We start from the raw sequence: 11,428 nt of genomic DNA, 5'->3' as shown, positions 1-11,428 counted from the left end.
TTCACCTCTTTCCCTTAAGTCCCTGCTCTAAGCTTATTTTCACCAGCTTGGCTACCGCTTGACCTAAAGCGGTCATAGAGCCTGCATATTCATATAATGTTCCTTGCTGAGACGCTGCAACTGAGATGCTGTCCGTAGATGTTCCTGTAGCAATCGTCTTTGTAGCTGGATCTATGATACCCAGCTGTGACAGCGTTTTTGTTTTGGCTTCTGTGGCCGCAATAAAAAGCTGTAAAAACGCAGCATCCGTAAGCGTACCTTCAACGAAAAAAAACATATTAATTGTACCGGGAGAGGAATAGAACGGCACAGCTTCGTCAGCTGTAATATCTACTGCGTTTCCTACTCCAGCCGTTATCACGGAAGCTACTCTTACTCCGTAGCCTTCATAACAGTAAACTGCTCTTTCTTTTAACCAAACAGCTGTCATCAACCCTACGATTTGCTCATGGCGCACATTTTCTTTCATCAAATATTGCTCATACTCCAAAGAAGGAGTATCTGAATAATAGTCTTTGTGAACAAATCGATTGTAAAAGGTGTCCGTTTCCGTAATGCCTGTTCCTAAAACCCCTGAGCTGTATGTTTTATAAGAAGTCTCGGTTTTCATAATTAAAAGCTCAGGCCGTTCTTCAATTTTAAGATGTGAAAAGGGACCAATCCCCTTTTCAATTCGAACTGGAATATGGTCCCTCTTCTTATTTATTGTACACCTCAGGGTATACTGCTTTTGCTAAGTCCTCTAAGCCATCTACAATACGAGGTCCTAAGCGGTTGATTTTGTTTTGGTCAACCTTCTCGATGTTACCCTCTTTTACAGCAGTCATGCTGCTCCAAGCGGGACGCTTCATAATCTCATTTTTGTCTGCATCATACGTTGCGATAATAACGTCAGGGTTTAACTTAACAACTTGCTCTTCAGAAAACTTAACCCAACCCTTTTCACTAGCCGCTACGTTATCAGCACCGATCATAGTAAGCATTTCGTTCATGAACGTACCTTTTCCTGTTGTATAAATCTCAGGAGCTCCTGATACCTCTATCCATACTTTTTTACGATCTTCTTTTGAAATCGTTTTTGCTTTTTTCTCAATTGAAGCTACTTTTTCTTTCATGTCTTTAATTGTTTGATTAGCTTCTTTTGTTTTGCCCGTTAATTTACCGATTTGCGTAATAGAATCATAAACCGTATCAAACGTTGTTGAATCTTTTACAACAAATACCGGAATCCCCGCACTTTCAATTTGTTTAAATACTTCATCCGAAACGCCCATACTTGAAGCGTGTGCCAGCACTAAATCAGGATTTAAAGCAATAACTTTTTCTGCATTAACGTTCATATCTCCTACCTGCGCTTTTTTCTTTACGCTTTTAGGATAATCATCGTTGCTTGTGACACCGACTAATTCTTTTTCAAGGCCAAGGGCATATACAATCTCCGTATTACTTGGCATTAGTGAAACAATTTTCTTAGGCTGTTTTTTTAACGTAATTTCTTTATCACGCGCGTCTTTTACCTTCACAGGAAATGCAGCTTGTGACGTTTGTCCTGTATCTTGCTTCGTTTTTTTATCACTGTTGCTTTGGCTGCCTGCACCGCATGCAGCAAGTACGATGACTAACAGTGCAATAATAGAATACGAAAGCCATTTTTTCATCTAAATACTCCCCCTATATATTGTTCATTGTGAATACGAAACCTCCACGTTAAAGAAAAAGCAAATGATCATGCAAAAAGCAGCGCTATCCTGTTTTTCCGCTTTGACTATGTATACTGCTCGCAGGCAGCTTCAAAATAAAAAAGCTTTACTTTCAATTGAAAGCAAAGCAGGTAACGTCAAGATAAGCAGGAAAAGAATCCATTCACTATACTTGATATGTATGTTCATTACCCTGCTTCACCCTTCCTCGAAGGTTTCACAGCTAACAATAAGGCAGGTCTCCTGACTTACGCACAAAGCGCTTACAGTGGCGGGACCGCGCTGGTTTTTCACCAGACTTCCCTTTTCACTCAATCTTTAAATTGAGACCTTATTGCTTTACGATTATTCACTTGTCCTAGTATACCCCACTCATCGAAAAATGGAAATAGCAATTCTCACAAAAAAAGAGGTTGAGCCATAACTAAATCACTCCAATTTAAAGATGAACAAATGGGATAAAGAAGCTAATATGAATCGCTTGTTACAGCGCTGTTGATTTCCGTGCCAGGCTTCGCTTTCCGCGGGCGGCCGGTGAGCCTCCTCGTCGCTGACGCTCCTGCGGGGTCTCCCCTGTTCCGCTTTTCCCGCAGGAGTCTTCTCCTTGCTCTCCAATCAACCGCTAGAAGCAACTAAACACATAAAACCTACGTTCACTCTACCAATGAAAAAATCCGGACGAGTTAGATTCTCCATTAAGAATCTTAATTCATCGTTCGGATTTCCCTTCAACTAAAATACGTTTGTCCTAGTCTCCTTAGGTAATTAAAGAGTTGCTAAAAATTCACGGACCGCTTCAGGCGTTTTAGCATTTGCACTGTGCAAGTGTGCAATTTTTTCACCGTTTTTATATACAAGAAGAGAAGGAATACCCATTACATTGTTTTCAGCAGAAAGTTCTTCAAACTCATCCTTGTCAATTTTAAACCATGCTTTATCTGTATTTTCGTCAACGATTTCATTAATGAACATATCCAAACGTTTGCAATCAGGACACCACGTTGTCGTAAAAATCCCAACGCTTAGTGTTTCGTTCTTAATTTGTTCGCGAAATTGTTTTTCTTCCGTAAATTGTTTCATTGTGTTACCTCCAGCATCTATTCGTTCCTTCTCCCTATTCTATGGTAAGAAGTCTGACTTCATTATAAACGATTTTTTTATCGTTGTGCTAATGTTTCAGCTTATTTAGACCATAACGGTTTTAGACGTAAAAAAATGCTAGCTTAAAAAAGCTAACATTTCGAAATCGTAGAATGTTGTGTCTATTATCAGCTAAACCATTTAGGGGGCATATTTCGGTTCCAATAAATTTTCCCTAAATCATAATGCTTTTGAAAATTATCTGCAGCCGCATGATAGTGAAAATTAAACCAGTATCCATCTTTTGGAGGATTTTCACGTCGTACATGAAACCGTATTAAGTCCTGACCGGTCTCCCGGTCATATACATGGAAAATCTTTTCACCGTAGCCAGCAGCAGGGTGCTCGCTTATCTCGAGATTCTGAATCGACTGTTCACGTTCAGTGCCAATGTCAGTCAGCACTTCTTCAATTTTAGGTAACACTGCTTGACGAAATTCATCTTCAATGACAGGTCCAATTTTTGTTCCGAATTTTTCCACTGACTGTTTTTCAGCTGATTCCATTGCATACGTAACAAATGATGAAACGTCTTCATATTTTGGTTCTTCATATGGCAAATGAATATCTTCTATAACAGCTGTGATAGGAGTTGTTTCTCTTACATACCCTGCTTTATGTTGCTTGTCCGCTTTTGCATCATCAACGTATAAATATTCTGGTGGAGTGACAAGCCCAAATGTAAATACTGTAATAAATACAACTAGCATTCTTTTTATCCATCTAGGCATTCGTATCTTTCCTTTCTCATCTTTTCCCATATGGTCTTTTCATATCGTAAAATTCATTATCATAACTCACTAGGTATTGTAACATACTTATTAATTTTTTACCTATATTTGCTTATTCATTTATGCTGTCTACGGGCATTCGACTACTTTTTAGTTAGCACCTTCCTTCTTCTGTTTGTGGTTATCACACCGAGCGGAAACCTATACAAGATATTCCTTTTTTGCTGGATGCTTAAACGCAAAAGTATTTTTATGTTCAAAAATATATCATACTTTTATGAACTTTAGATGAAATTCATAAAAAAAACTTCCAAAACTTTTTAATTCCTAAAAGGTTTTGGAAGTCTTTTCAATGAGCGTTATTCATTTTACTTTTTTGTTTATTTTTGTATATCAATTGTCCCGTAATGAAATTTTGATGTTTTTCGTTTTTGCACGGTAAATCCATGTTCTTCAAAACGAGTGCTTTTCCAATGATCTTTGAGCACGATCTTTTGTTTGGCTACTCTTTTTGCTTCTTGTATAGCCATTGGCGTTAGCGTGGTATACAGTGCTATTGCTTTAATACCGTTAATTCCATTCGATTCATCAATTTGCTCTTGAAACATAGGATCAAAGTAGACAACATCAAAAGAATTATCTTCACAACACGCCAAAAACGATTCAAAATTTTGATGAACCACGTTTATACGCTTCATTGCATCGTTCAACTCTTGTACGTCACTTTCCCAATTTAAAAGCCCTTGTTTGACTAAATAAGCTACATAGCGGTTGCCTTCTAGTCCGACAACTTTCCCGCTTTCTCCTACCGCTGCGCTCGCCATCATACTATCCGATGCAAGGCCAAGTGTACAGTCAAGCACGCTCATTCCTTTTTCTAAACCAGCCGCTTCAATAAACGGATCACGTTCTCCCCGCAGCCATCTCTTCACTCTAAACATAGCGGAGTTTGGATGAAAAAAAATAGGTTCCTCTTCGTTTTGAACGTGCAACTCTACTCTATTCTTACCGACAACCAGCACATCTGCAGCTTGAAGATTCTGAAGATCTGCAACGGATTTCTTCTCTCTTACTACAAAAGGTATACTTAAATCAGCGGCTACTTGTTTGGCTTTTACAATCATCTGTTCATTTGTTCGACCAGCAGTCGTAACAATCACTTTCATAACTCCCCCTACACTGTTTGGCTATTTACATAAAGAAAAAGGATGCCGATAGACATCCTTTTTCTTATAAAGTATATGCGATTTTTCTCTAAAAATCTATATACTAGATGTGACAAAAGCAGGACATTTTATGAACAGTGCTGCTTAAAGCCATTTAAAATGTTTTCAAAAATAACTTCTAACGGCTGACCTTCAATTTCATGTCGAGGAATAAAATGAACGACTTCTTTTCCTTTTAAAAGTGCCATAGACGGTGATGAAGGCTCAATGTCCCCAAAATATTCACGCATTTTAGCTGTTGCTTCCTTATCTTGACCGGCAAAAACAGTTACCACTTGATCTGGTTTTTGCTCAGACTGTAAGTACGCTTGTGTCGCTGCAGGACGTGCTAAACCAGCAGCGCATCCACAAACTGAATTAACGACAACAAAAGTTGTTCCTTCTGCGTTTTCCATAAAATCAACTACGGCTTCCTCTGTTGTTAATTCTTCATAACCAGCTTGAGTTAATTCTTGACGCATTGGTTTAACTAACTGACGCATATATTCTTCATATGCCATTGACATATTAACATTCCTCCTAACAATCATTCACGCTAAAAGCATACTATAAAAACCAGGAAAAATCTAGCTACTCACTCTTTAAATCCTTATCGCTGTCCCGTTCTCCTTTTCCATTTGACAAAAAAAGATTAAAACCGGGTCATATCATCTAATTTTTTTCCATAAAAATGTCGATTTTTACTATTAATATTCCATTTTTTGTACTATAGTAGTAAATAGTAGTTTAGTAGAAAGGATTTTCAAATTGAACCAGCGATTTAAACCGAACAAACGATTTAAGCCAAACAAACGATTTTATGCATTTTTGTCTTTAGTGTTAGTGATCGTCGCTTCTTTGTTTTTTATTACAGAAGCCAAAGGAAGTGAACCCGCTGCATCTCAGCAAGTCTTAGCATCTACTGCATTGCCGCTGAAAGAAGCTGCATCTTCAGCACAACCTGAGAAGCTGCTTAATACACTTCACCATAATATGTATGTAGGAAATACGGTGAACGATCAAAATCAAGCTCTTACACAGCCTGTTTACCTTACGTTTGACGATGGCCCAACGCCTGATACCCTTCACATTTTAGATGCTTTGCGTCAATATAACGTAAAAGCAACTTTCTTTATGTTAAAGTATCAAATTGACGCTCACCCTGAAATTGCTAAAAAAGTAGCACAGGAAGGACATGCCATCGGCTGTCACGGCGTCTCTCATGATATTCATGTCATGTATAGTGAAGACGGCGCCGCGTTAAAAGAAATGCAGGAGTGTCAAGCGACAGTTAAGAAAGTAACCGGTGTTGACAGTAAGTTAATCCGCGTTCCTTACGGCAGCGTTCCTTATTTAAAAGAGCCGCACCGTACAGAGTTGCTAAGCCACTTTAAATTATGGGACTGGAATGTAGACAGTGAAGACTGGGCACTTCGTTCTGCACCTAGAATTATTCAGGGCCTTGAACCTCATATTCAAGGGGTTAACTCCAATGGAAGAACACCAGTCATTTTATTTCATGATAAATCCTTTACGGCACAATCCCTTCCTGCTATTTTGACTTACTTAAAGCAGTCGGGCTATCAGCCTATTAAAATTGATAACACCATGCAGCCTATGCAGTTTCCAACTCCCGCTGCAAAACAGTCGTAAAAAAAAGATCATTCAAGTGAATGATCTTTTTTTTATGCTTTTCTGCTTTCCGTCATTTGTTTCCAAACAGAACCTTTTGCTTCTTCTCCGCCTTCGATACGTTCAATTGCTAGCTTGATTTGTAAATCTACCTCAAATTCTTTATCATTCTCTGCTGCTTTTAATGCAGAAAGAGCCGTCTCGTCCCCTACCTCGTATAAATACATAGCTGCACGCCAGCGAACAAGCTTGTTTTTATCGCTAAGAGCTTCACACATTGCCGGAATACCTTCTTCAAAACCTAAATCTGACATGCAGTCTCCAGCAGTACGGCGCACAGTGACTGATTTATCTTTTAATGCTTTGTATAAATAAGGCAGTACCGCTTTTGATTCAATCATTCCTAAATAGACCGTAGCTAAGCGGCGAATAGATGCTTTTTCATCATCAAGCGCTTTATTTAAAACGTCTAAATCAGCTTCTGTTGGATCCATTTGTTCTAAATGGGCATAGCGCACTGACCAATCGTTGTCTTCTAGCATTTCTTCTGTAACTTTATAGGTTTTACGCGGCTGTACAACTTTTCCGCCTTCTTTTTCTTCTTGTGCATTAGCCACAAGGCGAGTTAATCTTTCTTGCGGATATGCTGCTGCTAACTCTTCCACTACTTCGTCTCCGATAGCCGATAACTCTCCGTAACGAACGCCTTGTTCTTTCCATTTCCGTTCTAATACCACATTATCTGAAAAACGTTGAAGTTCTGCTACCGCTTTTGCGAATCGTTCGGGCAGACCAAAGCGCTTTTCTTCATTTCCGTCCGTTAGCTTGACTTGCATCGGTACATTTTTGAACATTTGAACTGACACATTGACCTCACCAAAATGCTCATTCATTTTGTGCTGTTCACTGCTGCTTTGCAAATCTTCACCAAACGCTGCACGAACTTGCGGCAAAATTTGCTTCCAGTCATATTTGGCATTTCGCTCTACTGCTAAGAAGTCTGCTACGTGGTAGACTCCATTTACCCCTTCTACTTTCAAGATGTCTTGAACAACTTCAGGGGCTGCTTCAGCATTTTTTTCCGTATAGTTATTGCTTTTTCCGCCTGATAGCACTTCGTCTAAATTAATTTTCATTGTATTCGGACTTGGCGTTGGCTCAATTGATTTAATGTTCATATCGTATCGTACTCCTCTCATTAAAATTGTAGCATGTGCTTTATACTCAGTCTAACGACTTGTTTACGCGTTTTCAATTTCTTCAATCAGCTCTGAAAGCTCTGCCCAGCGATCAAGCAGTGCACTTAATTCTTCATTTACTTTTTCTTGTTCTAACGATAGGTTATGCGCTTTTGTATAATCGCTGCCCACCTGTTCAATTTCACTTGTTAAGCGTTCAATTTCTTCTTCTTTTGCTGCAATATTATCTTCGATTTCTTCCCATTCTTTTTGTTCTTTATACGTTAAGCGACGCTTTTTTGTTTTCTCCGGCTGTTTTGGCTTTTCTTCTTTCACTTTAGCCTGCTGAACCATTGCCTGCTTCTTCTTCATCGCTTCTTCCAATTGATCTGTATAAGCGCCAAAATAAATCGAAATGTTCCCTTCTCCTTCAAAAACTAGTAAGTAATCTGCTACTTTATCCAAGAAATAGCGATCATGTGATACCGTGATAACAACACCTGGAAATTCTTCGAGGTAGTCTTCAAGCACCGTTAGCGTTTGAGTATCCAAATCATTAGTCGGCTCATCTAGAAGCAAAACATTTGGCGATGTCATTAATAATTTCAATAAGTATAAACGACGGCGCTCTCCTCCGGACAACTTTTGAATCGGTGTTCCGTGCGTATGTGAAGGAAATAGAAATCTCTCAAGCATTTGCGACGCAGAGATCATTTTCCCATCCGTCGTATGCACCACTTCTGCCGATTCTTTAATATAATCAAGCATACGTTGATTCAAGTCCATATCATCGCTTTCTTGGGTATAGTAAGCAACTTTAACCGTTTGTCCTCTGTCAATTTCACCGCTGTCCGGCTCAATGCGTCCTGCAATCATATTCAACAGGGTAGACTTTCCGCTTCCATTTTTTCCGACAATTCCAATTCGATCTTGTTTTTTCACGATGTGAGTAAAATCTGAAAGAATGATTTTATTTTCATACGTCTTAGACACATCTTTTAATTCAAACACTTTTTTCCCAAGGCGACTGCCTGCTAAACTTAAATCCAGTGATTCTTTTTCAGAGGAATCGATTTTCCCTTCTAATTCATCAAATCGCTGAATACGCGCTTTTTGCTTAGTCGTACGCGCTTTTGCTCCTCTGCGAATCCAAGCCAATTCATTGCGGTATAAGTTGCTTAATTTTGCTTGAGTTGCTTTTTCCTGCTCTTCTCGAATCGCTTTTCCTTCTAGAAAAGCAGCATAGTTTCCTTTATAGCTATATAAATTTCCACCGTCTAATTCAAAAATCCGGTTTGTAACAGCATCCAAGAAATAGCGATCATGAGTAACAAGCAGCACGGCTCCTTGATATTTAGATAAATATTCTTCAAGCCATTTAACGGTCTCATAATCTAAGTGGTTAGTCGGCTCATCTAAGATCAGTAAATCAGGTGTTTGAATTAGGCTTTGCGCAATGGACACGCGCTTTTTCTGTCCACCTGAAAGCTCACCAATTTTTGCACTCATATTTGAAATTCCAAGCTTCGTTAAAATCGACTGTGCGTTAGAATTGGCTTCCCATGCGTTCATCGCATCCATTTTCTGCTGTAAATCATACAATGTTTGCTGATTTTTTTCGTTTGCAGAGTCTTGCTCTAACGCATACAGAGCTAGCTCATAGTTTTTTAATAAGTTAAGAAGAGGCGTATCTCCACTGAAAACTTGCTCCAAAACCGTTAAGTCTTCATCAAAATCCGGATGCTGCGGTAAATATGTTACGCTGTAGTCTTTAGCATGAACAATATCTCCTTCGTCTCCGAGCTCTAAACCTGCGATAATTTTAAGAAGCGTTGATTTCCCTGTTCCGTTTACACCGATTAAGCCGATTCGCTCATTTTCCGTAATGGTAAATGTTAGTTGATGAAACAGCTCTTTTTCTCCATACGTTTTTGTTAAGTTTTCAACAGTCAGCATTTTCATAATGATAATTCCACTCTTTCTTAAATTGAACTAAAAATTCTTTCATATATGTATGTCGCTCTTGCGCTAGAGACCGTGCTGTTTGAGTATTCATTAACGCAGTGAGCTTTAATAACTTTTCATAAAAATGTGCAATAGCCGTTGATTTCCCGTGTCTGTATTCTTCTTCCGTCATCTCACTTCGTACAGCAATATTTTCATCATACAAAGCCGTGCCTTTAGCACCTGCATACATAAACGTACGTGCGATACCAATTGCACCAATCGCATCTAAACGATCTGCATCTTGAACAATTTGACCTTCAAGCGTAGCCATAGCCGGACGGTTTCCGCCTTTAAATGACATCGTTTGTAAAATGTGAACGATATGCTTGCAGTTCTCTTCTTCTACGCGCTGACTCTTCAGCCACTCCCCCACTTCTTCGTACGCCTTTTCAACATCTTCCACTAGCTTATCATCTACAACATCGTGTAAAAGTGCGGCTAGTTCGATAACTTCCCGATTGCCGCCTTCTTTTTTATATAAAAGCACTGCATTTCGACGCACGCGATCGATATGCTGCCAGTCATGACCCGTTGTGTCATGCGCAAGCTTTGCTTGAACCCACTTTTCCGTTTCCACTATTTTATTCATTTGCTCACCTCAATTATATCCACCATTATTTTAGCACAAAGTGAGGCGCTCGTCTCACTGACAGCGGATCACCGTTTGAAAACCCTGGCTAAAAAACAAAAAACAGATGGAGATCCACCTGCTTTTAAAGCAATTCTTTTATATCTTTTTGAATATCTTTTGGTGCAGTTTGAGGTGCGTATCGCTTCACGACTTCACCTTGACGATTCACTAAAAACTTCGTGAAATTCCACTTTATCCCTTTGGAACCTAGTAGACCCGGTGCTTGTTCTGTTAAGTATGTAAATAATGGGTGTGCATGCTCCCCCTTTACATCCACCTTTGCAAACATCGGAAACGAAACGCCATAGTTTAACTCGCAAAATTGTTCAATATCATTTGAATTTCCTGGCTCTTGACCACCGAACTGATTGCAAGGAAAACCTAGAACTGTTAGACCGTTTTCTTTTTCTTCTTCGTACAGCGCCTGCAAATCTTTATATTGAGGGGTGAAGCCGCACTTGCTAGCTGTATTCACAATCAACAGCACGTCACCTTGATAGTTAGATATCGATACGTCTTCGTCTTTAATTGTTTTTGCCGAGTATTCATACACGCTCATCAAAACGCCTCCTTTTCCCTATTGTAATTCACTTTATTTCGGAAGTACAACTGAAACGCTCTTATGATTTGTCGTAAAGAACCTTTAGCTGATCAGTCGTTTGCAGCATGTAATCAATCATCTCGATTAAATCTCCTACTTGGTCTTCGTAAATAAATCGGTTAAAGGTTACCTCAATATTGTTTTCATATTCGCTTCCTCCGATTTCATGAGTAATACGCTGCTTCACAACTCTTGTTGTTCCCCAAATCCGCTCACACATTTCCTGTATGTTTTGAAACTCGGCTTCTTCAAACGGTTTTTGTTTTTTTAGCTGAAAGTGAATATAAACTGTACACCCTGGTTTTTCTACACGGGAAGGCGTTAATTCGGCATGAATGTTGTCTAAGTCGGTTGATAAAGTTAGCGACGCGGTACAGCAAAAATGCTGTTGAAAAGAAATGCGGTACGTTCGAGTAAACTGAGCTAAGTCTACAAAATCTTCGCGATTCGTAACAGATACTTGCCCAGACAAGTCAAGATCATAGATCTCTCCTTCTACAACAACTTTTAAATTATCAAATACAATTGGATCAAACATTTCAACTACTTCCTTTTTTATAAAATACGAACAGTCAGCTCTTCTTCTTTCTTGCCAAATTAATT

General features: G+C 39.1%; 13 protein-coding genes and 1 riboswitch. Of the genes, 1 reads left to right on the top strand and 12 read right to left on the bottom strand.

Annotated elements, in window-relative coordinates; translation table 11 throughout:
• Nucleotide 1 precedes the first annotated feature (1 nt).
• From MMB68_RS10730 to MMB68_RS10700, 7 genes are all read right to left on the bottom strand, one after another.
• Nucleotides 2–610 carry an adenosylcobinamide amidohydrolase gene (locus MMB68_RS10730; protein WP_153252464.1) on the bottom strand — a complete coding sequence of 203 codons (609 nt, stop codon included), beginning with the start codon at nucleotides 608–610 and terminating at the stop codon, nucleotides 2–4.
• Between the two features lie 88 nt (nucleotides 611–698).
• The gene (locus tag MMB68_RS10725; RefSeq protein ID WP_277447910.1) at nucleotides 699–1,658 is read right to left on the bottom strand and encodes an ABC transporter substrate-binding protein; all 960 of its coding nucleotides are present in this window, start codon (nucleotides 1,656–1,658) and stop codon (nucleotides 699–701) included.
• A gap of 258 nt (nucleotides 1,659–1,916) precedes the next feature.
• Nucleotides 1,917–2,049, bottom strand: a riboswitch (cobalamin riboswitch).
• Nucleotides 2,050–2,184: 135 nt separating this feature from the next.
• The gene (locus MMB68_RS10720) at nucleotides 2,185–2,319 is read right to left on the bottom strand and encodes a hypothetical protein (protein ID WP_277447911.1); all 135 of its coding nucleotides are present in this window, start codon (nucleotides 2,317–2,319) and stop codon (nucleotides 2,185–2,187) included.
• 146 nt (nucleotides 2,320–2,465) lie between these two features.
• Nucleotides 2,466–2,780 (bottom strand): thioredoxin family protein, encoded by a 315-nt coding sequence (locus MMB68_RS10715; RefSeq protein WP_050690020.1) that lies wholly within the window; start codon nucleotides 2,778–2,780, stop codon nucleotides 2,466–2,468.
• 188 nt (nucleotides 2,781–2,968) lie between these two features.
• Nucleotides 2,969–3,571 carry a YpjP family protein gene (locus tag MMB68_RS10710; RefSeq protein WP_194273252.1) on the bottom strand — a complete coding sequence of 201 codons (603 nt, stop codon included), beginning with the start codon at nucleotides 3,569–3,571 and terminating at the stop codon, nucleotides 2,969–2,971.
• A gap of 380 nt (nucleotides 3,572–3,951) precedes the next feature.
• Nucleotides 3,952–4,731 carry a class I SAM-dependent methyltransferase gene (locus tag MMB68_RS10705; protein WP_277548969.1) on the bottom strand — a complete coding sequence of 260 codons (780 nt, stop codon included), beginning with the start codon at nucleotides 4,729–4,731 and terminating at the stop codon, nucleotides 3,952–3,954.
• Between the two features lie 134 nt (nucleotides 4,732–4,865).
• A complete protein-coding gene (locus tag MMB68_RS10700) occupies nucleotides 4,866–5,303 on the bottom strand; it encodes a BrxA/BrxB family bacilliredoxin (RefSeq protein ID WP_057243854.1) in 438 nt (145 codons plus the stop codon).
• 241 nt (nucleotides 5,304–5,544) lie between these two features.
• On the opposite strand from MMB68_RS10700, the gene MMB68_RS10695 reads away from it, so the two are divergent.
• Complete coding sequence (locus MMB68_RS10695; RefSeq protein WP_269871581.1) at nucleotides 5,545–6,429, top strand: polysaccharide deacetylase family protein; 885 nt, start codon at nucleotides 5,545–5,547, stop codon at nucleotides 6,427–6,429.
• A gap of 32 nt (nucleotides 6,430–6,461) precedes the next feature.
• On the opposite strand, the gene MMB68_RS10690 is transcribed toward MMB68_RS10695, so the two are convergent.
• The 5 genes from MMB68_RS10690 to MMB68_RS10670 form a co-directional block, all read right to left on the bottom strand.
• Nucleotides 6,462–7,586 (bottom strand): conserved virulence factor C family protein, encoded by a 1,125-nt coding sequence (locus tag MMB68_RS10690; RefSeq protein WP_277548845.1) that lies wholly within the window; start codon nucleotides 7,584–7,586, stop codon nucleotides 6,462–6,464.
• Nucleotides 7,587–7,649: 63 nt separating this feature from the next.
• Complete coding sequence (locus tag MMB68_RS10685) at nucleotides 7,650–9,548, bottom strand: ABC-F family ATP-binding cassette domain-containing protein (protein ID WP_277447913.1); 1,899 nt, start codon at nucleotides 9,546–9,548, stop codon at nucleotides 7,650–7,652.
• Nucleotides 9,529–10,182: an HD domain-containing protein gene (locus tag MMB68_RS10680; protein WP_277447914.1), complete on the bottom strand. Its 654-nt coding sequence runs from the start codon at nucleotides 10,180–10,182 to the stop codon at nucleotides 9,529–9,531. Before MMB68_RS10680 ends, MMB68_RS10685 begins: the two co-directional genes overlap by 20 nt.
• A gap of 124 nt (nucleotides 10,183–10,306) precedes the next feature.
• Nucleotides 10,307–10,783, bottom strand: a complete 477-nt coding sequence (locus tag MMB68_RS10675) for a glutathione peroxidase (RefSeq protein WP_221782742.1) — start codon at nucleotides 10,781–10,783, stop codon at nucleotides 10,307–10,309.
• Between the two features lie 61 nt (nucleotides 10,784–10,844).
• On the bottom strand, nucleotides 10,845–11,363 hold the full coding sequence (locus MMB68_RS10670) for a hypothetical protein (RefSeq protein WP_028408806.1): 519 nt from the start codon (nucleotides 11,361–11,363) through the stop codon (nucleotides 10,845–10,847).
• Nucleotides 11,364–11,428: the final 65 nt, after the last annotated feature.

The sequence above is a fragment of the Priestia sp. Y58 genome, from assembly GCF_029522095.1.
GTDB classification, from domain to species: Bacteria; Bacillota; Bacilli; order Bacillales; family Bacillaceae_H; genus Priestia; species Priestia megaterium_E.
This window is presented reverse-complemented; position numbering and strand designations above follow the sequence as displayed.